Genomic DNA, 24854 nt, shown 5'->3' with positions numbered 1-24854 from the left:
GTCCGGTGGAACCCGCTGACGACCCCGACGACCGCACGGCCCCGACGGAACCCGTGGTCCGACCGGGAAGTCTGCTGGTGTCCGCCACCGCACTCACCGAACCCACCTTCCGGCGCACGGTCGTCTACATGATCGAGCACAACGACGCCGGCAGCCTCGGTGTCGTCCTCAACCGGCCCAGCGACGCCGCGGTGCACACGGTGCTGCCGCAGTGGGCACAACTGTGTGCCCGGCCGAAGGCATTGCACGTCGGGGGTCCGGTCAAACTCGACTCCGCGCTGTGCCTGGCGACCCTGCGGACCGGGGTGAACATCGACGGCGTCCCCGGCCTGCGCCGCGTTCACGGCCGGGTCGTGATGGTCGACCTCGATAGCGACCCGGACCAGGTGGGACCGCACATCGAGGGGGTACGGGTGTTCGCGGGCTATGCCGGCTGGACGATGGGTCAGCTCGACGGGGAACTGCAACGCGACGACTGGATGGTGGTCTCGGCGCTGCCGTCCGATGTGATCGGCCCGCCGCGCGTCGACCTGTGGGCACAGGTGCTGCGCCGGCAACCGTTGCCGGTGTCGCTGCTCGCCACTCATCCGATCGAGATCGACCGCAACTAGGTGACACGGAGGTCCTGCCGAACACCGCCCACCCCGATACCGTGGACGGGTGGGGAGGAGTCGAATGCCGCAGGACGACGCGGAACGGGTGGCGGCCCTGTACGGGGACCACGCGGCGCCGCTGTGGGGGTACGCGATGCGGCTGACCGGCGACCGGGTGCGGGCGGAGGAGGTCACCGGGGAGGCGTTGCTGCGGGCGGCGCGCAGTCCCGTGGTCGCGGGCCGGGATCCGCAGTTCGTCCGGGAGTGGCTGTTTGCCGTCGCCCGCCGCGTCGCGCAGGTCCCGGATACGGAGCGCGGTGAGCCTGCCGCGGAGGTGCCGCTCCGGGCGGACGCCGTCGGGGACCCTCCACCGGACCTGCTGCCGACCCTGCTCGGCCGGGTGGGCCCGCCGCCGCATCGGATCCGCACGGCAGCGACGGCGGTCGGGGTGGTCGCGGTCGCCACCGCAGTGGTTGCGGTGGTCGCACTGCTGCCGAAGCCCGAACCGACCGGACCGTCACCGACCATGCCGCAGGGTCCGTCCGCGCCGGTGACCGGTCAGCCGATGCAGCCGGTGGCCGCGTCCCCGGTATCGGCCGATGTGTCGGTGATCCAACAGGATTGGGGTTCGCGAATCGACGCGGTGGTGCGCTACCCGGCCCCGCCCGGCGGCGGTTTCGGCACCGACCCGTCCGGGTACGAGATGGTCCTCACCGATCACACCGGTGCCCGCACCACCCTCGCCACCTGGACGGCGGTGGCCGGTGAGACGGTGACACCGTCCACGTCCACCGAGCTGCCGATGCTGTGGATCACCCGCGTCGACATCCGGGCGGTCCCGGCGGACCGGGTGCTGCTGACGAGCACCTTCTGACCGCCGCCCTCCGCCCGTGGTTCCCGAAGGTCACATCCGCTCACCTGGCGACGCCCGATGTGACACGACGGAACCCTCGGCAGGGGTCAGGCGGTGACGGGGTCGGTGCGCCTCGCGTACCGCTGCGCGAGCGCCGCGCAGACGATCAGTTGGATCTGGTGGAAGATCATCAGCGGCAACACGATCAGCCCGATCGGCTGCCCGGCGAACAGCACCGCCGCCATCGGCAGCCCGGTGGCGAGCGACTTCTTCGACCCGCAGAACACGATGACGATCCGGTCCGGCAGCGAGAAGCCGAGTGCCCGGCCCGCGTAGGCGGTCGCGGTCATCACGATCGCCAGGATCAGGCAGCACACCGCGACCAGCGCGACGATGTTCCAGGCGGTGAGCCCGTCCCAGGCGTGCTCGACCATGCCCGCGCTGAACGCGGCGTAGACGACGAGCAGGATCGAGCCGCGGTCGACGAGCTTGGTCGGCTCGGCGTACTTCTTGAGGAACCCGGTGACCCACGGCCGGATCAGCTGCCCGACGATGAACGGGATCAGCAACTGCACCACGATGTCGACGATCGACGACGCGTCCACGTGTGCCTCGCCGGTGGTGTTCATCAGCAGGATCACCAGCAGCGGGGTGAGAAACACGCCAAGCAGGTTGGACGCGGACGCGCTGACGATCGCGCCGGCGACGTTGCCGCGGGCGATCGAGGTGAACGCGATCGACGACTGCACCGTCGACGGCACCAGGCACAGGTACAGGATCCCGGTGTACAGCTCGTCGGTGAGCACGGTCGGCACCAGGATCCGCAGGGCCAGGCCGATCAGCGGGAACAGCACGAAGGTCGACGCGAACACCACCGAGTGCAGCCGCCAGTGCTTGAGGCCGTCGAGGGCCTCGCGGGGGTGCAGCCGGGCGCCGTAGAGCAGGAACAGGAACGCGATCGCGATCTTCGTTGCCCAGTCCAGGACGGTGGCGCCGGTACCGGACGCCGGGAAGATGCTGGCGACGATCGCCACCGCGATGATCGACAGGATGAACCCGTCGATGTAGAACCTGCTCAGAAACTTCACCCGACCACGGTAGTTCGACAGTCCGCTATCGGAGAAGTCGATCAGAGTGATTACTGGCATCGCGAAACGTGATAGATATCGGGGATGCTCGATCCGGTGCTGCTGCGTTCGTTCGTCGCCGTCGACCGCGAGGGCGGCTTCACCGCCGCGGCGGCCGTCCTCGGGCTGAGCCAGTCGACGGTCAGCGGTCACGTGGCGCGGCTGGAGAGGTCCGTCGGCCGGGAACTGCTGCGCCGCGACACCCGCAACCTGGAACTGACCGCCGACGGCGCCGCGATGCTCGGCTTCGCGCGCACCATCCTGGACGCATCGCAGCAGGCGGAGGTGTACTTCGCGGAGTCGGAGATGTCCGGGGTGCTGCGGTTCGGCGCGTCCGACGACCTGGTCGCCGCGCAGCTGCCGGAGGTGCTGCTGGAGTTCCGCCGCAGCCACCCGCGGATCGACCTGGAGCTGACGGTCGGGCTCAGCGAGACCCTGGGTGCGCGGGTCGCGGCGGGCGAACTGGACCTCGCGTTCGGCATGCGGCGGCCAGGGGAGCGGCACGGCGAACTGGTGTGGCGGGACCGGCTGGTGTGGGCGGGATCTCCCGCTGGCGACCCGGTCGAGGAGTCCGGGCCGGTGCCGCTGGTGACCTACCCCCCGCCGTCCATCACCCGCCGGGCGGCGATGGAGACCCTCGAACGCGCCGGACGGGTGTGGCGGACGACGTGCGTGACGGACAGCCTGCTCGGGTTGCGGGCGGCGGTGCTGGCCGGGCTCGGGGTCATCGTGCACGCGGAGTCGCTGTTGCCGGACGGCCTGGTGCCGCTGCCCGTGTCCGCGCTGCCCGATCCCGGTGACGCCGACTTCGTGCTGATGCGCCGCCCCCGCCCCGCCTCCGGCCCGGAGGCGGCGCTGACGGCGCTCATCGTCGCCAACGAGCGCCGCCTGCGCCGCACCTGACCCCTGCCGGGGGGTTCCCTAATGTCACATCGGCTCACTTGGTGATACCGAATGTGACATTAGGGAACTCGCGGAAGGGGTCAGAAGCGGATGACGCCGCGCAGGTTGCGGCCCGCGTGCATGTCGTCGAACCCCTGCGCCACCTCGTCGAGGGCGTAGGTGGAGGTGACGAGGCCGTCGAGTTCGAGCTTGCCAGCGGTGTACAGGTCGATCAGCCACGGGATGTCCGCGGACGGGGCGGACGCGCCGAACAGCGAGCCCTGCAGCCGCTTCTGGTACAGCGTCAGCTCCATCGGGTTGATCGGGATGCCGACGTCGGTCATCTTGCCGAGACCGGTGACCACGCACACGCCAGCCTTGCGGATGGCGGAGAACGCCTGCGCGATGTGCTCGCCGGTGGTGACGCCGACGGTGACGATGGCCGCGTCCGCGCCCTGACCATTGGTCAGCGAGCGGGCCACATCGGTGGCCTCCTCCATCGTCGAGAATGCCTGGGTGGCACCGAACTTCAGCGCGCTGTCCCGCTTGAACGCGACCGGGTCGACGGCCAGGATGTGCGCGGCACCGGCGTGCGCGGCGCCCTGGACGGCGTTGATGCCGATGCCGCCGACGCCCATCACGATGACGGTCTGGCCGGGGTACACCTGCGCGGAGTTCACCGCGGCGCCCCACCCGGTGCCGACGCCGCAGCCGAGCAGGCACAGCGTCTCCAGCGGCAGGCTCTTGTCGTGCACCTTGACGGCGGAATCGATGCTGACGGTGGTGTACTCGCTGAACGTCGACAGCCCACAGGTCTGGGCGACGGGGGCACCGTCGAGGCTGAGGCGGAAGCTCGTCGGGTCGTCCGGGCGGCTACCGGTCATGATCGCCGCGCCCCGGTCGCACAGGTTCTGCATCCCCTTCGCGCACCAGCGGCAGCGTCCGCATCCGGAGACGAACGAGAACAGGACGTGGTCGCCCTCGGCGAACCCGGTTGTCTCCGGACCCACCTCGACGACGACGCCCGCGCCCTCGTGCCCACCGCAGATCGGGTACACGCCGACGGCGTGGTCGCCCTGGGCGACGTGGTCGTCGGAATGGCACAGGCCCGACGCGACCATCTTGACGGTGATCTCGCCGCGCCGGGGCGCGTCGAGATCCATCTCGACGACCTCGTAGCGGCCGGGGGTGCTGCGGATGATGGCACCGCGAGTCTTCACATGCGCTCCTTCACAACGGAATCGATGGGCTATCGGGTGACCTGGGCGGCCATCATGGCGCGGAACTGCTCGGTGTACGGCGGCAGCATGCCCCACTCGCCGCGCAGGTCCGGACCGGCCGAGCGGAAGACGGAGCGCGCGTGGCTGAACTGGAGGAAGCCCTCGCGCCCGTTGTAGTGCCCCATGCCGGACGAGCCGACGCCGCCGAACGGGGCGTCCTGCAGGCCGGGATGCATCATCACGTCGCCCACCGTGACGCCGCCGGACAGGGTGCGGTCGACGACGGCGGCCTGCTCGGCTGGGTCGGTGCCGAAGTAGTACAGCGCCAACGGGTTCGGACCCGCATTGATCGCGTCGATCACCTCGTCGATGTCGTCGTAGCCGAGCAGCACCAGCGCGGGGCCGAAGACCTCCTCCCGACGGATCACGGCCTCGGCGGGCGGGTCGATCACCATGCGCAGCGGGCGACGCCGAGTCGACTGCGGGACCGCGACGTCCGGTGCGGTCTCGATGCGGGCGCCGAGCCGGGCGGCGTCCGCGACGTAGCCGTCGACGCGGGCGGCGTGCCGGTCGTCGACGATCGCGACGACGTCCGGGTTGTCCTCCACGGTCGGATGGAGGGCGGTGTAGGCGGCGCGGAGTTCGTCGACGAAGTCGTCGAGCCGGTCGGCGGGCACGTGGACGGTGTCGGGGCTGACGCAGATCTGGCCGCCGTTGGTGGCCTTGCCGACGGCGATGCGGTGCGCGGCGTCGGCGAGGTCGGCGCCGGCGCCGATGATGGTCGGGGACTTGCCGCCGAGTTCGAGGGTGACGGGCACCAGATTCGTTGCGGCGTTGGCCATCACGAGTTTGCCGACCGCGCTGCTGCCGGTGAAGACGAGGTGGTCGAACGGCAGCGAGGTCAGGGCGTCCGCGACGTCGGGACCGCCGGTGACGATCGCGAGGACCTCGGGGTCGAACGCGGCGGAGACCGCGTCGGCGAGCACCTCGGCGGTGCGCGGCACCAGCTCGGACGGCTTGAGCACCGCCCGGTTGCCCGCGGCGAACACCCCGGCCAGCGGGCTCATCAGCGTGTAGACGGGGGCGTTCCAGGTGCCGATGATGCCGACGGTGCCCTTCGGCTGGTGCAGCACCCGGGCCGTCGCGCCGAGCTGGTCGTAGGGCGCGAACACGGGCCGCTCGTCGGGGGCCATCCACGTCTCGAGGTGGTCGCGGGAGTACTTGAGCGCGGTGATCGAGCCGACCACGTCGTTCATCAGCGAGTAACCCTCGGGACGTCCGCCGAAATCGACGTCGAGGGCCTTGGCCAGGTCGTCGGCGCGGTCGACGAGTAGGTCGATCACCTGCTGGATCCGAGCCCGACGCTCCGCGGCGTCGGGCTCCCCGGCGGCGATCCGGGCCGTCCGCTGACGATCGAGGATGGTCGAGATCTGGTCGTGCGCTTCGATATTCCGATCCATTGTTCGGACGTTATGACGTGGGTAACGTCACATCAGGGTGGTTCCCGGTGGCTGGGACTCGCCCCACAGCCCAGTCCGGGGTCTGTGTCAGATATGAACTGACACAGACCCCGAACCGTTGCTTCGCAAACGCGCGTGCTAGCCGCTCGCCGATTCTGCGCTCGACCAGCCAGCACCCTCAGCGGACGCCGAATCCAAGCCGAAGAGCGTGATGGTGAAGAGGGAGGAAATGTGATTCACCATTCCACCCCAGAAGTTTCCCCACATGTTGTTTCCTTTCGAAGGTTAGGACAGAGCGACAAGGAACTCGGTGACCGGACCGGCCATCGGGATCCAGCTCTGCCAGACCAGACTTACCAAGTCTGCGGAAAATGCCTGCATGACAGCTCCTTCCTAAACCTTGATGCCGGTCGAAAGTTCGATCGGCGCGACGATGATGCCGTAAAACAGCATGGGCAACATCTGCTCGAGCGTTTCTCCCAAAGAGGAAGTTGATTCGGCTGCGGATCCCATTTCGCTACTCCTCACTCGAGTAGGTGGAGGACATGGTGTTCAGACCATCGGCGGACCCGGATAGTCCGGGGGTAATGCCGGTGACCAGGGCGTTGAGGGCTCGAAGAAACTCGGCCAGCATCAGGACTCCTTACTGTGCGGACTGGCGTCTAACTCCCACCCGTCGAAGGTGGTTGGTGTGGTACCCAGGCATGTCGCCTGGGTACCACCACACCTTGAAGGTGTTACGGAACAACGATGTTGAATCCCGTCGCACCTGTCAGGCCGACCTGATGATTCTGGAAGTCGGCTTGGTAGATGCCCGTCGGATGCGAAACGGCGATCGGCGTGACGCCAGCTGTGGTCAGGGTAACGTGCCCGCCGCCGAGAATGGTGGCAACGAGGCCTGCGTTACCTTGAAGGCAGTACTGGCCGCTGCTGTTGGTCGCAACTGCAGGGAAGGTGGTCGGCGTACCTGTGGACGGCACAAGCGTTCCCACGACCTGGACTCCCTCGGCGGGGACAGCGTTGTCCGGGACTCCGCTGTCCGGTGAGGGATGGTTGTCTGCGAGTGGTGCACCACTGTAGACAGTGCCGCACAGCTGGTGTGCACCGGCGCTGGGTTCTGCGACGACGGCATGCGCAACTCCGGCGCCAAGCAATGCCGTGGCGCCGATCATTGCGGCGAGGGTCGAAATAGAGACTTCCTGGTACCCATGTCAAACCTTCCGTTCGACTTGCGATTCGGTAGTACTTGTTGTGCGGCTTGAGGATTGCCTCGGTTTGCACGCCCACCATTGCTGGTTTGATACTCCGCAGGAAAACGGCTGTTCCCCTATCGGCAGCTCGTTGACGGGATGACGGATCCCGTAGGGAACGCAGACATCCGATACCCCGCGCCAGGTCTCCTTCGCGAAGGTTGGTTGTCCACGGCGCTCCTCGACGTTCTGAGTTGTTACTGGTCACACTCAGGTATGTGGTCGATCTTCAATCGATCTGACTGGGCAGAGTACTCATCGTGCGGTCGCGTGTGTGCGAAACGGGAAAATAACCGGGGGACCGGTATGTGAGCGGATGTCCAGGTGATCGGCTAGTGCTGGACACTGTGGATTCGTAGTTGCGTGAGAGTCGTGTCCAGCCGGGTCCTGACCTGCCCTCTGTCAGAACTTGGGGCGCCGTGGCTGGTGCCCGTGACCGTGTCGGCAAGTTCCCGCGTTGCACAAAAGTGCACGAATCGGATCCGCGCGCCCCATTCTTCGTGAGATGTTGCAGCCGTTGAATTTTGACCGGACAGTGTCGAGGCAGCTCGTGCACCGTCAGGCGGTTTCCGAGGTGTACCTCACGGACAGTGCGCCATCTGGCACGAGCGAAAGGTTCGACGTTGGTGCGCAGTGGCCACGGCAGCATGCGTTCTACCACAGCTGTGTAGGTCGGTACGACACCATGCTCCTGGCGGAGACCTCCGACAGTGCGCCATCTATGTTGCGCACCGGCATTTCGCGGTGCCGCTCGACCGGAAGTTCACGATGCAGAGGATGCACGTCGATGTGAACCTCGATCGACTGCTGATCGGCCGTCAAGCCGCCGAAGTCATTCTCAGTTCCCGGGTGACCGTGCAATCCCGCAATCGCCGTCACCCGACGGCGTTAACTGTCAACGTGGACTTCCAACTCGACGGACGGGTCGTCGGTAGCGGCGTCACCGCGGCGAATATTCTCACTACCGACCAATACCGGCGCGCCCGCTGGCGCGGCGACCGCGACCCGGTCGTCGGTCAGGTACCGCTGCCGCCACCCGTTTCACCCAGCAGAGTCGGCGTCGCGGATCACGCAGCCGTTGCCCTCAGTGCACATCCATCCGGTTCCGATCGATGGATGCTCCGCACCGACCTCACCCACCCCGTGCTGTTCGACCACCCCTCCGATCACGTGCCGGGCGCGGTCCTCCTCGAAGCTGCGCGTCAGATCGCCCGGCTAGTGCTCGGAACCCCCTGCGCGGACGTCGAATCGATCGACCTCGAGTTCCAGCGCTTCGTCGAACTCGACGAGCCCACCACCGTCACCGCTGCCCCCGCGGCGGGAGGGGTGGACGCCGTCGACGTCGACTTCGCCCAGTGGGGTGTCACCAAGGCTCGCGGCACGGTGCGGCTCGAACCGCCCCGCACCATCGCCCACCGTCACTCAGTGGCGGAAGCCCACCGCGCATGACGGAACCGGTCGATCTTGTGGCGACGCCGCGGCGGCACGATCGACGGCAGCAGGAAGCCGAACATCTGGTCGAGCCGCTCCGCCAGATCGGAACGCTGTGTGAGCACGTTCGCCACCAGCTGCACGCCGGTGAAGGCGCCGACGAAGTACCGGGCCAGCTCGGCCGGGTCGACGGTGTCGAGGACGTCGCCCTCCTCGATCGCGTTCCGGAAGGTGTGCTCGCACGCCTCGATCCAGTCCAGATACGGCTGCGGCGGCCCCACCTCCGCGCTCGCCTCCAACGTGAGCCGGATCCCGGCCCGCACGATCGGATCCTCCACGATCTCCCGCGCCATCTCGTGCGAGAACATCACCACCTGCTCCAACGCAGGCGCATCCGATTCCAGGATCGCCGCGACCGCCCGCATCGAGATCGCGTGCTGCTCCTCGATCACCACCGTCGCGAGATCGTCCTTCGACTTGAAGTGGAAGTACAACGCGCCCTTGGTCACTCCGGACTGGTCGACGATCTCCGACAGGCTGGCCCGCTCGTATCCCGCCTCGTCGAACCGTTCGGCGGCCGCCATCAGGATCTGCTGCCTGGTGACCACTGCCCGTTCCTGCCTGACCACTACGACAACCCTCTCTCGGTTCGACTGCGGACCGGACGTCCACGGTGACGACGCCCGGCGCCTCCGGTCACGGTGACGGTGCTCGACGCGTCGCGGTGGTGGGGGCGTCCGGCTTCATCGGTGCCGCCACTCTACGGGCTCTCCTGGCATCGGGGCACCGGCCAGTCGCGATCACCCGAACCGCGCCCCCGGCACCCGAACCGGATGCCAGGTATGTCCGGTCCGACGTCCCCGACCGGGAGGCGCTGCTCGCGGCGCTGCGTGGCGCTGACGCGGTCGTGCACGCCGTCAGCTACACCGGCCCCGACGAACAACATTGCCGCGCCGTCAACCTCACCGGAACGGCGAACGTCCTCGCCGCCGCCGACACCCTCGGCATCACCCGCATCGTCACCGTCAGCACCGTCGGCGTCTACGGCCCCGGACCGTTCCGCGGCATCGCCGAGGAGGATCGGGAGCCGAACCCGGTGACGGCCCTCAGCGCCACCCGCGCCGCCGCGGACCGTCTCGCCCGCGATGCGGGCGGCACCGTCGTCCTCCCCGGCTTCGTGCACGGCCCGGGCGACCGCTGGTTCGCGCCCGGGCTGCGGCACCTGCTCGGCACGCTCGGTGCGTGGGTCGACGACGGGACCGCCCGGCTGTCCACCATCGCGTTCGACGACCTCGGCGCGCTGATCGCGCACCTCGCCCGCACCGCCACCGACGTCGACCGCGGCGTACTGTTCCACGCCGCCAACGTCACGGCTCGCACGGTGCGGGAGTTGGCAACGGACCTGTCGGGCAGGGACTTCCGGCCGCCCACCGAGTCCTGGTCGTACGACGACGCGCTCGTCCGGGCGGCCGGCGTCGGGCTCACCGAACGGCAGATCGACCTGATCGGCCGCGACCACACCCTCGACGGGACGCGGCTGCGGCGGCGCACCGGGCAGCGGCCACACCGTTGACGCCGTGACCTCTGCCGTGCCGGTGGCGCCGACACCCACCGGCACGGGGTGTCGGTGGCCGCCCGGTCCGGTCAGGCGTTCTGCGCGGCGCCCGGCTTCTTGTCGATGACGACGTGCTCGAAGCGGCTGCCGTCGAAGCTGACCTCGAAGGCCTTGCCGAAGCCGACGACGTAGCGGCCGGCGCGCGGGGTCAGCCGGAACAGGTGGAAGTCGAGGCCGCGGAGCAACTGGACCATCTTCGGGTTGGTGCTCTCACCGAACTTCTCGAAGACGCCCTCGTTCCCCTCCTCCGGCTGCTGCTCGACGTCGCAGACGAAGCTGGCCCGCTCGACCCCGAAGATGTTGGCGGCCGTCGACTCGTCGCCGTGGATCATCACCCGCGCGGTGTCCGCGTCCCGCAGGTACCGGTAGTGGTCGGCGACCTCGCTGACGTAGACGTACAGGGCGCCGTCGTCCGCGACGAACGGGGCGATCGACTGGAACGGCTCCCCGGTCTCGTCCTTCGTCGCGATGACGACGGTCTTGCGGGTGGCGAGGAAGTCGCGGTAGCCGGTCAGCGACTTCTCGAGTTCGGTATCGGTCAGCATCGGTTCTCCTCGGGGGTGGGGACATTCGCGGCAATGGTCCATTGCCGCCGGACCAGGTGAATTCGGGGGTGGCCGGTGCCGGGATGCGCCTGCACCTCGGCCTCCATGCCGTACACGTCGCGGATCAGGTCGGGGGTGAGCACCGCGGCCGGGGCGCCGTCGGCGACGACCCGACCCCCGGACAGCGCGACGATGCGGTCGCTGAACGTCGCCGCCTGGTTCAGGTCGTGCAGCACCATCAGCACCGAGATGCCCAGGGTCCGGTTCAGCGAGGTGACCACCTCGAGCACCTCGTGCTGGTGCGCGATGTCGAGGTAGGTCGTCGGCTCGTCGAGCAGCAGCACCCGCGGCCGTTGCGCGAGAACCATTGCCAGCCACGCCCGTTGCGCCTCGCCGCCGGACAGCTGCGACACCGGACGCTCCGCGAGAGCCTTCAGTTCGGTGTGCGCGATCGCCCAGTCGACGGCCTCCCCGTCGTCGGCGGTGGACCGTTCGTACCAGCGGCGGTGCGGGTGCCTGCCGTAGCCGACGAGTTCGCGGACCGTCATGTCCTCTGGCGCGGTGTTCTTCTGGTTGAGCATGCCGATCGCCCTGGCCCGCCTGCGGGCCGACCACGACGTCAGGTCCGCACCCTCCAACAGGACGGCTCCGGTGCGCGGGGCGAGCCGGCCGCTCAGCGCCTTGAAGATGGTGGACTTGCCGGACCCGTTCGGCCCGATCAGGGTGACCACCTCGTTCGACCCCACCGCGATCGAGACGTCGTCGACGATCCGCTTGTCGCCGTACCAGATTCCCAGGCCCCGCCCCTCGAGCAGCATTACCGCGCTCCCTGTCGACGCATCAGGTAGAGGAAGTAGGGGGCGCCGATCGCCGCCATGATGATGCCCGCGGGGATCTCGGTGGGGCTGAACGCGGTTCGCCCCACGGTGTCCGAGATCAACACCAACAGGGCGCCGACGGCGATGCTCATCGGGATCAGCACGGCGTGATTCGAGCCGACGATCATCCGGGCGATGTGCGGGACGACGAGGCCGACGAAGCCGATGATGCCGACCGCGGACACCGCGATCGCGGCCAGGAACACCGCAACCAGCGACAGCAGGATGCGGGTGAGGTTCACGCCCTCGCCGAGGTTGCGGGCGACGTCGTCGCCGAGCCGCATCACGTTCGCCGAGCGGACGCACAGCAGCGAGACGGCGAGACCGATCGCGATGTAGGGCAGGATCATCCAGACCGAGCTCATGCTCTTCGCGGCGAGGCTGCCGTTCATCCACTGGATCGCGGCGGGCAGGCGTTCGCTGTAGCGCAGCGACAGGAACGCGATGAACGCGCCCGCGAGCGCGTTGACCGCGACACCGGCGAGGATGATGTTCAGCGGTTTGATGCCATCGCGCCGCCATGCCAACGCGTACACGATCGTCGCGGCGACCACGCCGCCGACGAAGGCGGCCACCGGGATCATCGAGTGGTAGGCGGGGGCGGCCAGCAGGATCACCAGGACCAGGGCCGCGGCCCCGCTGGTGACCCCGGTCAGCCCCGGATCCGCCAGCGGATTGCCCATCACCGTCTGCAGCAGCACACCCGAGACCGCGATCGCCGACCCCACCAGCAGCGCCAGCAGGACCCGCGGCAGCCGCACGTCCCACACGATCGTGTCGAACGACCCCGGCTCGCCCGCCCCCGACAGGATGCCGAGGATCTCCGCGGGCGAGATGTGCACGCTGCCCAGGCCCAGGCTGACGACGGTGGCCACGGCGAGCAGGATCCAGGCGGCGGGCAGCGCCCACCGGGACCGGCCGCGGGTAGGGGTCGGGGCCGACCCCGCGGTCGACGGGTCACCCGCGGGCGGCGCGGCCTTCGCGGTCGGCGGGGCGCTCACGGGGTGAGCACGCCCGCGAGGGTCGGCACGGCCCTGTCGAGTCCGGTCACCGAGGTGTAGCCGAAGGTCGCGTAATCGAGGACGTGGATGCGGTCGTTCGCGTACGCGGGCAGGCTCGTCCACGCCGGGTTCTTCGCGACCTCCGCGTCGAACGCGGCCTGGCCGGCGGCGACGTCGCCGGAGCGCAGCACCAGCACCACGTCCGGCGCCGCGGCGATGATGTTCTCCAGGTTCACCGCGCTGAAGGTTTCCGTCGCGCCGAGCGCCGAGTCGGCGACGTTGTCGGCGCCGGCCAGCTGGATCAGGCTTCCGAGGAAGGAGTTGTTGTTCATCACCATGAAGGAGTCCGCGGCGCCGATCAGGACCAGCACCTTCTCGCCCGGGGTCCCGGACTCGGCGAGCCGCGCGGCGTGGGTATCCATCGTGGCCAGGACCTCGGCGGCGCGGTCCTGCCGGCCGAAGGCCTCGCCCAGCACCTGCACCGCGAACCGCAGGTCGCCGAAGCTCTCGGTCTCGAGGTAGGCGCCGGGGATGCCGGTCGACGTCAGGGTGGCCGCGACCGCCTCCCGCGCGCCCTCGGCCGCGACCACCAGGTCCGGGCCGAGGCTGACGATCTTCTCCACGTCGAGCGCCTTCACGGTGCCGATGCGCGGCACGGAGTCCAGCGTCGTCGGCAGCTGCTGCGTCGTGGTGGACGGCACACCGGCGACCGGGACACCGAGCAGGGTGAGCACCTCCGCCAGCGGCACCGAGGCGGTGACCACCGTGGCCGGCGGGGTCGCCGGGAACTGCGCGAGGGCCGCGTCCCGGCGCGCGGTGTCCTCGGCGGCGGTCGCGGTGCTGGTGGCGGCGGCCGCGGTCGACGCGGGCGCGTCGCTGCCGCAGGCGGTGGCCCCGGCGAGGGCGGCGAGGCAGACGAGGGCTGCGGCGATCGGCGTGGAACGGTGTCGCACGGGGGTGCACTCCTCGGGTGGGCGGCGAAGCTCGGCAATTAGGTGAGGGTACCCAAATGCAGGGCAGCCTGCGCTAAAGAGTTCGTCGCGGACCCTTGAGCTGTCAAGTCGGGGTCCCACGCACGGCGACAGTTTCCGGCCGGTGCCGCCTACCCGTGTCGACGGTCGGCGAGCGCGTTGAGCGCACCGGCCATCGCCGGCGCCCGATCCGTGGTGACCGTCAGCCGCTGCCCGTTCGCGGCGGTGAAGACGAGAGCAGGCCCGGTCTCGGTGACGACGCCGTAGTTACCGCGACCCTTGGCCCGCAGACCCCAGCCACCGAAGTCGCGGAACGGCGCCACCTCGGTGACCTTCGCGCCCTCGAGCTCGTCGACGCCGTACCCGAGCGCGCACATGCCCATGTTGAACACCCGCAGCCCCGACTCGTCGACCACCACCCGGAACCGCAGCAGCCCGATCACCAGCGCGCTCACCGGCAGGAACACCGCCATCAGCCACCACGACCCCGCCAGTCGGCACAACCCGACCGTCACCAGGGCGGCGACACCGACCAGCACCGCCGTGGTGCCGGTCCCCAGGCCGACCCGGGCCACGATCGGCAGGTCCACCGGCCCGCGCGGCAACCGGGCGTCGGGCGCCGCCGTCGCCGACCGCCGTTCCCGATGGTCCCGCAGCAGGGACGCCCCGACCACGCCGACCGCCCCACCGACCAGGATCCCGACCACGATCGTCGTGGTGGACAGTCGCGCGTCGGCCGGATCGGTGAGATCCAGATTCGCGGCCAGCAGGCCGAGCCACAGCGTCAGCATCAGCCCGGTGACGGCGGACCCCACGATGACCATGGTGCGGCGCATCATCAGCATCGCCTGCGCGAGCGCGGCGACCGCGCTGGAGCCGCCCCCGACCAGGACGATGACCAGCACGAACGTCCATGCCGCCGACCCGGTCGCGGTGAAACTGTCGGCGCTGCCGCCGACACCCCAGTGGATCGCGAGGGTGTCCGGCAGCCGGGACCGCAAGGTCAGCTCGGTGACCAGCACCGTTGCCGCGGACAGCAGGGGCACCGCGACCCCGAACACCACACCGGCCGGGTCGAACGACCGCGATTCGCTCATGGCCGGATTATGCGCCCCGCGCCTACTTGGTCTCGTTCGGATGGCTCGTGTGCACCTGCTCCAGGAACACCGTGCGCTCCTGGACGTAAAACCAAATGCGCGCGGTACCCCTCGCAGTCGGCTTGTGCTGCCAACGTTGGTGGCTCGTGCCGCCGCGCGAGATCACCCCGAGCTCACCCTTGAGTCGATAGTTCGTTGGTGTCGTGGACAGGGGTGTCCGCGTCAGGAAGTCCCAGGTCTCTGTCATCGGGTTGCGGATGGTCGCGACGAGGTCCTGCCAGCCTCTACGCGCATCCGAGGTCGCAAACCGGAGCTCGTACTCACTCTTCTTCGGAGGTCGGGAAACCAACTCGCCCTTCTTCGCTGCCACCACGATCAGGGACGCTCCACGCTCTTCTCCTCGTCGAGCCATTCGACGTCGGCGCCGCCAAGCCCCGCCGCCACAGCCGTGGCCGTCTCCTTCCACGATGTCAGCTCGGCCATCGCCAGATGCGGCTGGTTGGTGGAGAACGAGGCGCGCGCGGCATCGACGAGGTCTTGGGCGCAGGACTCCCGATCCGCCGGCGACAGCGCAAGCATCCAGGGGAAGGCCCTGCTCATTCGGTCGGCGAGAGAACCGGTGTCGTCAAGGGTGACCGTGATGAGTTGGGCGGCGAAGTTCAGCAAACGAGTACGACCCTCCGCCTCGCGCTGCGACATCAACACCAGCGCTTCGCCGTCGCGCCGGGTCACCGTCACGGGGTGCTCCTCGGCCTCGGCGAAGACCTCGGCGGAGTGCTTGCTCAGGTCCGAGGAACGCCTGGTCGTCATGGCTGCGCTGGTCATGCAGCAATGCTATTCGGAATATATTCGGAAGTCTAGGGAGGTCCTCCGGCGCGGTGCCTGGGCGATCAACCGGCGTCCGGTTGCCGGAGGGGAGTCAGTGCGGCAGGCAGGCGCCCTTGAGGGAGCAGGAACCGCAGGAGTCGGTGCCGCAGTCCGCGGCGGCCGCGGCGTCCGCGGGCGACTCGGTTGCGCACACCGAGACGGTGGCGTCGGGCGCGGTGGCCTCGTGCCCGCAGCCGCAGGCGTCACCGCAGCCCGCGGGAGCTGCCGCCGCGGCGGCCCTGGCTCCGATGGCGCCGCCGTAGCCGGCGGTCACCAGCGCGGCGACGACGGCGACCGCCGCGACCGCGAGGCCACCGACGGTGGGCAGAGCCAGCGCGCCGACCCCGCCGATGACCAGTAGCAACGCGGCCGCGGCCAGCGTCGGCCCGGCGATCCGATTGGCGAGGGTGAAGGTCTCCTCGGAGGCGAGGGTGTCGGGGGTGCGGACCCCGGCCCAGCGGTTGCGCGGCAGTCGCCCGGTCATCCCGGCGACCGCGACGCCTCCGACGACGACGGCGACGACGAACAGCACGCTTGCAACGATGAGCACGACCACCAGGGTACGTCGGGGGCCGTCCCGTGGGCGTCCGAGGGTGACGCCCTAAGCTGGTCTCGGGAAATCCTGCCCGGAATCCGGGCGCGGACGCCCCTGACCGCGGAGCCCGCGGCGACCGGCCGCAGCCGTGTCCACCCTCGCAGGCTCCTCAGACCCCCGCGCAGAGAAGACAGCGAACAGTGACCGAGTCAGTGCAGCAGCCAGGCGGCGACGCGACCCCCCAGCACCGCTACACCGCGGACCTCGCGGGCCGTATCGAGGCGCACTGGCAGGACCAGTGGCGCGAGCGGGGCACCTTCAACGCCCCCAACCCGGTCGGTGATCTCGCCGGTGAGCTGCCCGCGGACAAGCTGTTCGTGCAGGACATGTTCCCGTACCCGTCCGGTGCGGGCCTGCACGTGGGTCACCCGCTCGGCTACATCGCGACGGACGTGTTCGCCCGGTTCCACCGGATGAACGGGCACAACGTGCTGCACACCCTCGGGTACGACGCGTTCGGACTGCCCGCCGAGCAGTACGCGGTGCAGACCGGCACCCACCCCCGCACCACCACCGAGGCGAACATCGCGAACATGACGCGGCAGTTGCGCCGTCTCGGTCTCGGGCACGACGAGCGCCGGTCCGTCGCCACCACCGACGTCGACTTCTACCACTGGACGCAGTGGATCTTCCTGCAGATCTACAACGCCTGGTACGACACCGAGCTGAATCGGGCCCGCCCGGTTGCCGAGTTGGAGGCGGAGTTCGCCGCGGGCACCCGCTCTCCCGCCGACGGCCGCGCCTGGGCGGACCTGTCGGCCGCCGAGAAGCATGCCGAACTCGACTCGTACCGCCTTGTCTACCAGTCGGATTCGATGGTCAACTGGTGCCCCGGACTGGGTACGGTACTGGCCAACGAGGAGGTCACCGCCGACGGACGCTCCGAGCGCGGCAACTTCCCAGTCTTCCGGAAGCACCTGCGGCAGTGGATGATGCGGATCACCGCCTACTCCGACCGGCTCACCGACGACCTCGAGTACCTGGACTGGCCGGAGAAGGTCAAGTCCATGCAGCGCAACTGGATTGGACGCAGCCAGGGCGCCCGGGTCAAGTTCGCCGCGCATCGGGAGCAAGCCTCCGTTGCCCCGGACTACGACATCGAGGTGTTCACCACCCGCGCCGACACCCTGTTCGGAGCCACCTACGTCGCGCTCGCCCCCGAGCATGACCTCGTCGACACGCTCGTCGCCGACGTGTACCCCGACGGCACCGACCCGCGCTGGACTGGTGGCGCCGCGACCCCGACCGAGGCGGTCGCCGCCTACCGCGCCGCGATCGCCGCGAAGTCGGACCTCGAGCGGCAGGAAAGCAAGGAGAAGACCGGCGTCTTCCTCGGTTCCTACGCGGTCAATCCGGTGAACGGGCACAAGGTTCCGGTGTTCATCGCCGACTACGTGCTCACCGGGTACGGCACCGGCGCCGTGATGGCCGTGCCCGGCCACGACCACCGCGACTGGGAGTTCGCCACCGAACTGGGCCTGCCGATCGTCGAGGTCATCGCGGGCGGCGACATCACCGAGGTCGCGTACTCCGGCGACGGCCCGCTGGTGAATTCCGACTATCTCGACGGGCTGAGCATCGCCGAGGCGAAGAAGGCCGTCATCGCCCGACTCGAGGCCGACGGCCGCGGCGAGGGCACCATCCAGTACAAGCTGCGGGACTGGCTGTTCGCCCGGCAGCGGTACTGGGGTGAGCCGTTCCCGGTCGTCTACGACGAGCAGGGGCTCGCGCACGCGCTGCCGGATTCCGCGCTGCCGGTGGAACTTCCGGAGGTCGAGGACTACGCCCCGGTGTCCTTCGACCCGGACGACGCGAGCTCCGAGCCGTCCCCGCCGCTGGCGAAGGCGTCGGACTGGGTGAACGTCGAGCTCGACCTCGGCGACGGCATGCAGAGCTACCACCGCGACACCAACGTGATGCCGCAGTGGGCGGGCAGCTCCTGGTACCAGCTGCGCTACATCGACCCCACAAACTCGGATGCGTTCTGCGCCAAGGAGAACGAGCAGTACTGGATGGGTCCGCGGCCGGAGCTGCACGGCCCGAACGATCCCGGCGGCCTCGACCTGTACGTCGGCGGCGTCGAGCATGCGGTGCTGCACCTGCTGTACTCGCGGTTCTGGCACAAGGTGCTCTTCGACCTCGGGCACGTCAGCTCGTCCGAGCCGTACCGACGCCTGTACAACCAGGGCTACATCCAGGCGTACGCGTACACCGACAGCCGCGGCGTGTACGTGCCTGCCGCGGACGTCGTGGAGGAGGGCGGCAAGTACTTCTACGAGGGTGCCGAGGTTAACCGCGAGTACGGCAAGATGGGCAAGTCCCTGAAGAACGCCGTTGCGCCGGACGAGATCTGCGACGACTACGGCGCCGACACGCTGCGCGTCTACGAGATGTCGATGGGCCCGCTGGACACCTCCCGGCCGTGGGCCACCAAGGACGTCGTCGGCGCGCAGCGGTTCCTGCAGCGCGCGTGGCGCACCGTCGTCGACGAGGAGACCGGGGCGCTGCGCGTCACCGACGCCGAGCCGACCGAGGACACCCTGCGGGCGGTGCACCGGGCGATCGACGGGGTCACCGCCGACTACACGGCGCTGCGCGACAACACCGCGATCGCGAAGCTGATCGAGCTGACCAACCACCTCACCAAGGCGTACCCGGACGGGGCGCCGCGGGCCGCGGTGGAGCCGCTGGTGCTGATGCTGGCACCGGTCGCGCCGCACGTCGCGGAGGAGCTGTGGTCCCGGCTCGGTAACGAGATCTCGCTGGCGCACGGGCCGTTCCCGACCGCGGACGAGAGGTGGCTGGCCCTGGATTCCGTCGAGTACCCGATCCAGGTCAACGGCAAGGTTCGCAGCCGCATCACCGTTGCCGCGGACGCCGACCCGAAGACCATCGAGGCCGCCGCCCTCGCGGACGAGAAGATCGTCGCGTTCCTGGAGGGCAACGCCCCCCGCAAGGTGATCGTCGTCCCGGGCAAGATGGTGAACGTCGTCAAGTAGGCGAGCCGCCGCATCCGATGAATGGGGGTTCATGCGTCACGTCCGGCAGGCGAATGACCCATGAACCCCCATTCAACGGGCGGCGGGGCGCGTGTCGTGCCGGTACTCTTCGATTCTGAAACGTGTTCTAGAAATCGAAGGGAAACCGGCATGGCACCGTCACGCGAGAGCATTCAGGCCACCATCGAGTCGTACGTGAAGTCGGTCGCCGGGGGCACCGTCGACGACGTGCTCGCGCTGTACGCGCCGGGCGCGACCGTCGAGGATCCGGTCGGCACCGAGCCGCGCACCACCGAGGCGGCGCTGCGCGAGTTCTACGGCATCATCGAGCCGCTCGAGCAGACCGTCGAGCTCGGCATCGTCAAGATCGCCGCCGACCACGCCGCGTTCAACTTCACCCTCACCACCCACATGGGTGAGCAGAAGGTCGAGATCTCCGTCATCGACGTGATGACCTTCGACGACGACGCCAAGATCACCAGCATGAAGGCGATCTGGGGCCCCGAGGACATGGTCGCCCGCTGACCAACCCGAGGTTCCGTAATGTCACATTGGGGAACGTCACGTGAGCCAATGTGACATTACGGAACCCGAACGGGGTGTCAGGCGGCGCGGGCGAAGGTGGCCCAGGCGCGGGCCGCGATCCGTCCCCCGCCCGCGACGGCGGTGAGCACCACGTCGATGCGCGGCTCCCCGTCCGCGGTGTACTCCTGCAGCACCTCCCCGGTGCAGGAGAGCGCCTCGCCCGCGGCGACCGGCTCGACCAGCCGGGTCCGGAACCGGCGGACCGACTCGGCGCCGAGCCAGTCGGTGGCGTAGTTCGCGAGCAGCCCGACGGCCGCGGTGTCCCCGCCCGACCCCTGGGTCCAGGCGTCCGCGATCAGCCTGCCGTCCGCGTCCCGGTACTCGGTGAGGCGGTCGTGGTCGCCGTCGCGGACGGTGACCCGGAGCAGGTCGCCCGCGCGGGGAGGCAGCCCGAAGAACCGGCAGTCGCGTTCGAGCGGCAGGTCGTGCCCGCCGGCGACGGGGTCGGTGCCGCACAGGTAGGTCGGGGGGACGACGGGCCGGGAGTCCCGGTAGGCGGTGTTGGTGCACCCGGTCGCGTCCGCGAACGCGCGAATCCTGTCGGGGTCGACGACGAACCGGCCGTCCTCGTGCTGCAGGGTCTCCATGCGTTGCCTCCAATCGGTGCCGATGACCGACGCTAGGCCCGGCGCCGCGCAGGCCGTCGCCCGGTTCCCGCTGATCGGGAGCCCGGCACTGTCGCTTCCGCCCGCCGACGTCGGCCGGAAACCGGGCTGGCCGCCGAATACCGGGAGCGAGCCCACTGACCGGGACAGCGGATGGCATAGTGCCTGCTGGCACTCGATCCTGTCGGGGCCCGTTTCGTCAGGAGGAATCACACATGAGTGCAGAACAGACCGCTGTCGCCGAGCACATCGAGCTGTCCGGTCCCGACGCCGCCACCTTGCGCAAGGTGATGAGCCACTTCTGCACGGGCGTCGCGGTGATCACCGCGCACGACGGCGAGCGCCCCCTCGGGTTCACCTGCCAGTCCGTGGTGTCGCTGTCGCTCGAGCCGCCGTTCGTCTCGTTCTGCCCGACGAAGACGTCGAAGAGCTGGCCGCTGCTGCGCGAGGCCCGGCACCTGTGCATCAACGTGCTCGCGCACGACCAGAAGGACATCTGCGGCCAGTTCGCGACCAGCGGCGCCGACAAGTTCGCCGGCGTCTCCTGGTCGACGGCCCCGAACGGTGCGCCCGCGCTGGACGGCACGCTGGCCCGGATCGACGCGACCGTCGAGGTCGAGCACGACGCCGGTGACCACACCATCGTGATCGCCCGCATCACCGATCTGACCGCCGACGTCGATCGTCAGCCGCTGCTCTTCTTCAAGGGCGGCTACGGAGACTTCGCCGCGCACTGACCGGCCCGGCCCCGGTCAGGAGCCGTCGGCGAGCGATCCGGCCGCCGACCCGGATCCGAGTCCGGGCTCGGCTCCGGTCAATACCGGCAGGAACGTGTCGGCGATCACCTGGTGTCCCTCCCTGTTGGCGTGAATGTCCTTGTACGGGGTGCACATCCATGTCCACCGGCAGATCTGGGCGACATTGTGCGGCACCTCCCCGATGCCGGGGAGGGTGACGGGGTTGCCGAAATCGTTGTTGGCGAACGCCGCTGCGACGTCGGCGGTCTTCCAGTCGGCGGACGCGTTGGCGTCGGCGATGGTGGCGCTGAGCACGTTGTTGGCGACGGCGGTGGCGTTGGCGACGAGCCTGCCGGTGCCGCCGCCGATCCAGCCGGCGAGGGCCGGGTCGTAGTAGGTCATCCCGACGTAGCGGACGTCCGGGCCGCCCGCCTCCGTCAGCTGACTTTTCATCGTGGCGATGTTCTGCCGAATCGTCGCGAGTTCGTCTGTGATGCACCCGATGTCGGGTAGCCCGCCGGACCCCGATCCGCTGAGGCAGTGGTTGACGTCATTGCCGCCGATCCCCTCGCTGACGTACCGGACCTGCCCGCGATGCTCGGTGAGGAACCGTGTTGCCGCGTCGAGTTGCGAGGTCGCATCCGGGTACACGCACCTGCCGCCGTTCATCATCGTCTCGGTGGTCTCGCCGGCGCAGCCGAGCCGGACGTGCTGCAGGGTCGGCTCCTCGGCGCGCAGTGCGGCGTAGATCCGGTCGGTGTACGCGAAGTCCTCGTTGGTGGCGGTGTCCGGCTGGTATCCGGTGGCCAGGGAGTCCCCGAGCGAGACGTAGTAGGTCGGGGCGGGCGTCGGGTCCGCCCCGGCGGGCGCGACCGAGAGCAGGAGCGCGGCGGCGGCCGCGGATGCGAGGGTGATCAGGGTGTGACGCATGGGCGAACCTCCGTGGGTGGGCTGCCCGCGAGGCTAGGCCCCGCCCGCGGTGTCCGCCGACGTTCGCGCGGAATCGTTACCGCCCCGCGCGCACCGAAACGACAATTACGGTTCCACTGGTAACGGAATTGTCCTAGGCTCGGGTGACCCGCGACCGGAGGACATCGACGTGACCAACCCCGACGTGCTTGCGCCAGCCAAGCTCGGCCCGATCACCCTGCGCAACCGCATCATCAAGTCGGCCACCTTCGAGGGGAAGACCCCGAACGCCCTGGTCACCGACGACCTCATCGAGTTCCACCGGCGCCCCGCCGCCGGCGGGGTCGGGATGTCGACCGTGGCCTACTGCGCGGTCGCGCCCGAGGGCCGCACCGAGTACGGGCAGCTGTGGATGCGGCCCGAGGTGGTGCCCGGACTGCGCAGGCTCACCGACGCTATCCACGCCGAGGGGGCCGCCGCGTCCGCCCAGATCGGCCACGCCGGGCCGGTGGCCAACGCGAAGTCGAACGGGTATCCCGCCCTCGCTCCGTCCCCCTCCTTCAATCCGCTGAGCATGAAGATGACGCGGTCCGCGACCCGGGACGACATCGCCCGGATCACCGCCGCGCACGCGGACGCCGCGCGGCACGTGATCGAGGGCGGCTTCGACGCCGTCGAGATCCACTTCGGGCACAACTACTTCGCCAGCTCGTTCCTCAGCCGGGCGACGAACCATCGCAAGGACGGCTACGGCGGGTCGCTGGAGAACCGGGCCCGCATCGTCCGGGACATCGCGCTCGCCGTCCGGGAGGCGGTCGGCGACCGAATCGCGATCCTCGCGAAACTGAACATCGATGACGGTGTCCCCGGCGGCTTCTGGGTCGACGAGGCGATCCAGGTCGCGCAGTGGCTCGAGGCCGACGGCGGGCTGGACGCGCTGGAGCTGACGATGGGCAGCTCGCTGCTCAACCCGATGTACCTGTTCCGCGGCGACGCCCCGGTGCACGAGTTCGCGCAGGCGATGTCGCAGCCGCTGCTCCGGGCCGGGGTGAAGGCAGTCGGCAAGAAGTTCATCCGCACGTACCCGTACGAGCCGCTGTTTATGCTCGAGTCCGCCAGGCAGATCCGCGCCGCCGTCGACCTGCCGCTCGTGCTGCTCGGCGGCGTCACCGACCGGGCGGGCATGGACACCGCGATGGCGGAGGGGTTCCAGTTCGTCGCGATGGCCCGCGCCCTGCTCCGCGAACCCGACCTGGTCAACCGGATCGCCGCGGACGAGCGCACCCGGTCGCTGTGCATCCACTGCAACAAGTGCATGCCGACGATCTTCTCCGGCGCTCGCTGCGTGCTGGTGGAACGGAAGTAGCCGCCGCCCTGCGCGGTTGGCCGGTCAGCGCCCGGTCGGGCGCAGCACGATCTCCGTCGGGTGCGCGTCGCGCGGCGCGTCCACGGCGCCCCGGACCGCCCGCGCGACCGAGGCGGTCGCGAGGAACCGCGCGGGATCGTAGGTTTCGCCCTCCGCGGCGACGATCGCGCGCTGCATGTCGGTGTCGATCCGCCCCGGGTGGACGGAGGTGACGCGCAGTGCCGGTTCCTCCGCGCGCAGGGCATCGCCGAACGCACGCAGCGCGAACTTGCTCGCCGCATAGCCGCCCCATCCCGGGTTGGCGCGTAGGCCCGCACCCGAATTGATCAGCACCACATGGCCATTCGCGGAACGGAGCGCGGGAAGTAGCAGCCGGGTCAGCTCGACGACGGCAAGCACATTGGCCTCGTACATGTCCCGCCACGCCGCGATCGGGGTGTCCTCGACGGTGCCGATCTCCGCGACGCCTGCGTTGTGCACCAGAACGTCCAGCCGGTCGATGCCCGCGACCGCAGCGGCAACGGCGGCATGATCGGTCAGGTCCACCGGCCATCCGCGGGCCGAGTCGAGTTCGGCGACGATCGCGGTCAGCGAATCCGCCGTGCGGGCACCGAGGAGGAGGTCGTGGGTCGGGGCGAGCTCACGGGCGATGGCGGCGCCGAGGCCGCGGCCTGCCCCGGTGATCAGTGCTGTCGGGCGCATGGGTCGAACGATAGGCCCCCGGAGCGGGACTCGGTCGATCGCGTCGACGGCGCATGTCGCGCGCTGCGGGGTGGCCGGGTCGTACCTAGACTCGAGAGGCCATGATCACCCCGCGCCGACGGGCGAAGGAGGTAGCGCGTCAGCTACATTCTGGTTACGAGTCTGGTGCCGTATCGGCGCCGTGGTCCGTGTTGTTCCACCGGACCGTGCGGACCCGGGCGAGCAGGAAGGAAGTCGCGAACATGGGATCCGGCAAGGAATCGAAGGGGTCCGGTGCAGCACCGGGCGGGAAGTCCGGGGGCGTCCCGTTCGCCGTCGGCGACAGCGTGGTGACCAGGGCCGACCCGGTGTCGGGCAAGGGTGATCCGACGCAGGAATCCGGCGTCATCGTCGACGATTTCGGTGGTGCGCTGGTCGAGGATGAGGCCGACTACGGCCGCGACTGGGCGCTCGCCAAGCGGTGGGCGATCAAGCTCGACGACGGGCGGCTGGTGTTCCGCAGCTCCGACGAGGTGTCCCGGCCCAAGGGCTGACGCACCGGCAACTCCCCGGCCCGGCGGGCATGG

At 69.5% G+C, this 24854-nt stretch carries 26 protein-coding genes and 1 pseudogene; 11 read left to right on the top strand and 16 right to left on the bottom strand.

What is annotated here, in order from left to right; all coding sequences use genetic code 11:
• Positions 1–5 precede the first annotated feature (5 nt).
• Together ACFWQG_RS16245 and ACFWQG_RS16240 are read left to right on the top strand one after the other, a co-directional pair.
• Complete coding sequence (locus tag ACFWQG_RS16245; protein ID WP_378508660.1) at positions 6–611, top strand: YqgE/AlgH family protein; 606 nt, start codon at positions 6–8, stop codon at positions 609–611.
• A 64-nt stretch (positions 612–675) separates the two neighbouring features.
• On the top strand, positions 676–1467 hold the full coding sequence (locus ACFWQG_RS16240) for a sigma factor (RefSeq protein WP_378508659.1): 792 nt from the start codon (positions 676–678) through the stop codon (positions 1465–1467).
• 86 nt (positions 1468–1553) lie between these two features.
• Here ACFWQG_RS16240 and ACFWQG_RS16235 read toward each other — a convergent pair whose 3' ends face one another.
• Entirely contained in the window at positions 1554–2534 is a 981-nt protein-coding gene (locus tag ACFWQG_RS16235; protein WP_378508725.1) for a bile acid:sodium symporter family protein, read from the bottom strand.
• A gap of 84 nt (positions 2535–2618) precedes the next feature.
• On the opposite strand from ACFWQG_RS16235, the gene ACFWQG_RS16230 reads away from it, so the two are divergent.
• Complete coding sequence (locus tag ACFWQG_RS16230; protein ID WP_378508658.1) at positions 2619–3476, top strand: LysR substrate-binding domain-containing protein; 858 nt, start codon at positions 2619–2621, stop codon at positions 3474–3476.
• 80 nt (positions 3477–3556) lie between these two features.
• On the opposite strand, the gene ACFWQG_RS16225 is transcribed toward ACFWQG_RS16230, so the two are convergent.
• From ACFWQG_RS16225 to ACFWQG_RS16215, 3 genes are all read right to left on the bottom strand, one after another.
• Positions 3557–4675, bottom strand: a complete 1119-nt coding sequence (locus ACFWQG_RS16225) for an NDMA-dependent alcohol dehydrogenase (RefSeq protein WP_378508657.1) — start codon at positions 4673–4675, stop codon at positions 3557–3559.
• A gap of 29 nt (positions 4676–4704) precedes the next feature.
• On the bottom strand, positions 4705–6135 hold the full coding sequence (locus tag ACFWQG_RS16220; RefSeq protein ID WP_378508656.1) for an aldehyde dehydrogenase family protein: 1431 nt from the start codon (positions 6133–6135) through the stop codon (positions 4705–4707).
• Positions 6136–6872: 737 nt separating this feature from the next.
• Positions 6873–7307, bottom strand: a complete 435-nt coding sequence (locus tag ACFWQG_RS16215; protein WP_378508655.1) for a hypothetical protein — start codon at positions 7305–7307, stop codon at positions 6873–6875.
• Between the two features lie 583 nt (positions 7308–7890).
• Between ACFWQG_RS16215 and ACFWQG_RS16210 the strand changes: the two are divergent.
• Together ACFWQG_RS16210 and ACFWQG_RS16205 are read left to right on the top strand one after the other, a co-directional pair.
• Positions 7891–8270: pseudogene (locus ACFWQG_RS16210) on the top strand (AfsA-related hotdog domain-containing protein); the annotation flags it as partial.
• 231 nt (positions 8271–8501) lie between these two features.
• Positions 8502–8834, top strand: coding sequence for an AfsA-related hotdog domain-containing protein (locus ACFWQG_RS16205; protein WP_378508724.1), 333 nt, complete (start codon positions 8502–8504; stop codon positions 8832–8834).
• Here the strand turns inward: ACFWQG_RS16205 and ACFWQG_RS16200 are convergent.
• Positions 8804–9445 (bottom strand): ScbR family autoregulator-binding transcription factor, encoded by a 642-nt coding sequence (locus tag ACFWQG_RS16200; RefSeq protein WP_378508654.1) that lies wholly within the window; start codon positions 9443–9445, stop codon positions 8804–8806. The two genes, ACFWQG_RS16205 and ACFWQG_RS16200, sit on opposite strands and share 31 nt — an antisense overlap.
• Before the next feature lie 44 nt (positions 9446–9489).
• On the opposite strand from ACFWQG_RS16200, the gene ACFWQG_RS16195 reads away from it, so the two are divergent.
• Entirely contained in the window at positions 9490–10389 is a 900-nt protein-coding gene (locus ACFWQG_RS16195) for an NAD-dependent epimerase/dehydratase family protein (protein WP_378508653.1), read from the top strand.
• A gap of 71 nt (positions 10390–10460) precedes the next feature.
• Here ACFWQG_RS16195 and ACFWQG_RS16190 read toward each other — a convergent pair whose 3' ends face one another.
• The 8 genes from ACFWQG_RS16190 to ACFWQG_RS16155 all read right to left on the bottom strand — a co-directional run bounded on the left by ACFWQG_RS16190 (position 10461) and on the right by ACFWQG_RS16155 (position 16340).
• Positions 10461–10976: a HugZ family protein gene (locus tag ACFWQG_RS16190; protein WP_378508652.1), complete on the bottom strand. Its 516-nt coding sequence runs from the start codon at positions 10974–10976 to the stop codon at positions 10461–10463.
• On the bottom strand, positions 10970–11794 hold the full coding sequence (locus tag ACFWQG_RS16185) for an ABC transporter ATP-binding protein (RefSeq protein ID WP_378508651.1): 825 nt from the start codon (positions 11792–11794) through the stop codon (positions 10970–10972). The genes ACFWQG_RS16190 and ACFWQG_RS16185 overlap by 7 nt, the downstream gene beginning before the upstream one ends.
• The gene (locus ACFWQG_RS16180) at positions 11794–12855 is read right to left on the bottom strand and encodes a FecCD family ABC transporter permease (protein ID WP_378508650.1); all 1062 of its coding nucleotides are present in this window, start codon (positions 12853–12855) and stop codon (positions 11794–11796) included. Before ACFWQG_RS16180 ends, ACFWQG_RS16185 begins: the two co-directional genes overlap by 1 nt.
• Positions 12852–13808 (bottom strand): ABC transporter substrate-binding protein, encoded by a 957-nt coding sequence (locus ACFWQG_RS16175; protein WP_378508649.1) that lies wholly within the window; start codon positions 13806–13808, stop codon positions 12852–12854. Before ACFWQG_RS16175 ends, ACFWQG_RS16180 begins: the two co-directional genes overlap by 4 nt.
• 149 nt (positions 13809–13957) lie before the next feature.
• Positions 13958–14923, bottom strand: a complete 966-nt coding sequence (locus tag ACFWQG_RS16170; RefSeq protein ID WP_378508648.1) for a DUF1648 domain-containing protein — start codon at positions 14921–14923, stop codon at positions 13958–13960.
• Positions 14924–14945: 22 nt separating this feature from the next.
• Complete coding sequence (locus ACFWQG_RS16165; RefSeq protein ID WP_378508647.1) at positions 14946–15335, bottom strand: hypothetical protein; 390 nt, start codon at positions 15333–15335, stop codon at positions 14946–14948.
• Complete coding sequence (locus tag ACFWQG_RS16160) at positions 15299–15748, bottom strand: prevent-host-death protein (protein ID WP_378508646.1); 450 nt, start codon at positions 15746–15748, stop codon at positions 15299–15301. The genes ACFWQG_RS16165 and ACFWQG_RS16160 overlap by 37 nt, the downstream gene beginning before the upstream one ends.
• A gap of 94 nt (positions 15749–15842) precedes the next feature.
• Positions 15843–16340, bottom strand: coding sequence for an SdpI family protein (locus ACFWQG_RS16155; protein WP_378508645.1), 498 nt, complete (start codon positions 16338–16340; stop codon positions 15843–15845).
• A 185-nt stretch (positions 16341–16525) separates the two neighbouring features.
• Between ACFWQG_RS16155 and leuS the strand changes: the two genes are divergently transcribed.
• Positions 16526–19384, top strand: a complete 2859-nt coding sequence (gene leuS, locus ACFWQG_RS16150) for a leucine--tRNA ligase (protein ID WP_378508644.1) — start codon at positions 16526–16528, stop codon at positions 19382–19384.
• A 150-nt stretch (positions 19385–19534) separates the two neighbouring features.
• Complete coding sequence (locus tag ACFWQG_RS16145) at positions 19535–19909, top strand: nuclear transport factor 2 family protein (RefSeq protein ID WP_378508643.1); 375 nt, start codon at positions 19535–19537, stop codon at positions 19907–19909.
• Between the two features lie 77 nt (positions 19910–19986).
• On the opposite strand, the gene ACFWQG_RS16140 is transcribed toward ACFWQG_RS16145, so the two are convergent.
• Positions 19987–20556 (bottom strand): hypothetical protein, encoded by a 570-nt coding sequence (locus tag ACFWQG_RS16140; protein WP_378508642.1) that lies wholly within the window; start codon positions 20554–20556, stop codon positions 19987–19989.
• Between the two features lie 233 nt (positions 20557–20789).
• On the opposite strand from ACFWQG_RS16140, the gene ACFWQG_RS16135 reads away from it, so the two are divergent.
• Positions 20790–21311 carry a flavin reductase family protein gene (locus ACFWQG_RS16135; protein WP_378508641.1) on the top strand — a complete coding sequence of 174 codons (522 nt, stop codon included), beginning with the start codon at positions 20790–20792 and terminating at the stop codon, positions 21309–21311.
• Between the two features lie 15 nt (positions 21312–21326).
• Here ACFWQG_RS16135 and ACFWQG_RS16130 read toward each other — a convergent pair whose 3' ends face one another.
• Complete coding sequence (locus ACFWQG_RS16130) at positions 21327–22241, bottom strand: SGNH/GDSL hydrolase family protein (protein ID WP_378508640.1); 915 nt, start codon at positions 22239–22241, stop codon at positions 21327–21329.
• Positions 22242–22410: 169 nt separating this feature from the next.
• On the opposite strand from ACFWQG_RS16130, the gene ACFWQG_RS16125 reads away from it, so the two are divergent.
• The gene (locus ACFWQG_RS16125) at positions 22411–23586 is read left to right on the top strand and encodes an NADH:flavin oxidoreductase (protein ID WP_378508639.1); all 1176 of its coding nucleotides are present in this window, start codon (positions 22411–22413) and stop codon (positions 23584–23586) included.
• A 24-nt stretch (positions 23587–23610) separates the two neighbouring features.
• On the opposite strand, the gene ACFWQG_RS16120 is transcribed toward ACFWQG_RS16125, so the two are convergent.
• Complete coding sequence (locus ACFWQG_RS16120) at positions 23611–24288, bottom strand: SDR family oxidoreductase (protein WP_378508638.1); 678 nt, start codon at positions 24286–24288, stop codon at positions 23611–23613.
• A gap of 242 nt (positions 24289–24530) precedes the next feature.
• On the opposite strand from ACFWQG_RS16120, the gene ACFWQG_RS16115 reads away from it, so the two are divergent.
• The gene (locus ACFWQG_RS16115; RefSeq protein ID WP_378508637.1) at positions 24531–24821 is read left to right on the top strand and encodes a hypothetical protein; all 291 of its coding nucleotides are present in this window, start codon (positions 24531–24533) and stop codon (positions 24819–24821) included.
• Positions 24822–24854: the final 33 nt, after the last annotated feature.

It is taken from the genome of Rhodococcus sp. NPDC058532, from assembly GCF_042719255.1.
Classification (GTDB): Bacteria; Actinomycetota; Actinomycetes; order Mycobacteriales; family Mycobacteriaceae; genus Rhodococcus_G.
This window is presented reverse-complemented; position numbering and strand designations above follow the sequence as displayed.

Coding starts and splice junctions, on each gene's coding strand:
- ACFWQG_RS16170 (WP_378508648.1), bottom strand. CDS start 14,923: ATGAGCGAATCGCGGTCGTTCGACCCGGCCGGTGTGGTGTTCGGGGTC.
- ACFWQG_RS16215 (WP_378508655.1), bottom strand. CDS start 7,307: ATGATCGGCGCCACGGCATTGCTTGGCGCCGGAGTTGCGCATGCCGTC.
- ACFWQG_RS16165 (WP_378508647.1), bottom strand. CDS start 15,335: ATGGCTCGACGAGGAGAAGAGCGTGGAGCGTCCCTGATCGTGGTGGCA.
- ACFWQG_RS16185 (WP_378508651.1), bottom strand. CDS start 11,794: ATGCTGCTCGAGGGGCGGGGCCTGGGAATCTGGTACGGCGACAAGCGG.
- ACFWQG_RS16115 (WP_378508637.1), top strand. CDS start 24,531: ATGGGATCCGGCAAGGAATCGAAGGGGTCCGGTGCAGCACCGGGCGGG.
- ACFWQG_RS16135 (WP_378508641.1), top strand. CDS start 20,790: ATGAGTGCAGAACAGACCGCTGTCGCCGAGCACATCGAGCTGTCCGGT.
- ACFWQG_RS16220 (WP_378508656.1), bottom strand. CDS start 6,135: ATGGATCGGAATATCGAAGCGCACGACCAGATCTCGACCATCCTCGAT.
- ACFWQG_RS16240 (WP_378508659.1), top strand. CDS start 676: ATGCCGCAGGACGACGCGGAACGGGTGGCGGCCCTGTACGGGGACCAC.
- ACFWQG_RS16120 (WP_378508638.1), bottom strand. CDS start 24,288: ATGCGCCCGACAGCACTGATCACCGGGGCAGGCCGCGGCCTCGGCGCC.
- ACFWQG_RS16130 (WP_378508640.1), bottom strand. CDS start 22,241: ATGCGTCACACCCTGATCACCCTCGCATCCGCGGCCGCCGCCGCGCTC.
- ACFWQG_RS16140 (WP_378508642.1), bottom strand. CDS start 20,556: ATGGAGACCCTGCAGCACGAGGACGGCCGGTTCGTCGTCGACCCCGAC.
- ACFWQG_RS16230 (WP_378508658.1), top strand. CDS start 2,619: ATGCTCGATCCGGTGCTGCTGCGTTCGTTCGTCGCCGTCGACCGCGAG.
- ACFWQG_RS16145 (WP_378508643.1), top strand. CDS start 19,535: ATGGCACCGTCACGCGAGAGCATTCAGGCCACCATCGAGTCGTACGTG.
- ACFWQG_RS16205 (WP_378508724.1), top strand. CDS start 8,502: ATGCTCCGCACCGACCTCACCCACCCCGTGCTGTTCGACCACCCCTCC.
- ACFWQG_RS16190 (WP_378508652.1), bottom strand. CDS start 10,976: ATGCTGACCGATACCGAACTCGAGAAGTCGCTGACCGGCTACCGCGAC.
- ACFWQG_RS16160 (WP_378508646.1), bottom strand. CDS start 15,748: ATGACCAGCGCAGCCATGACGACCAGGCGTTCCTCGGACCTGAGCAAG.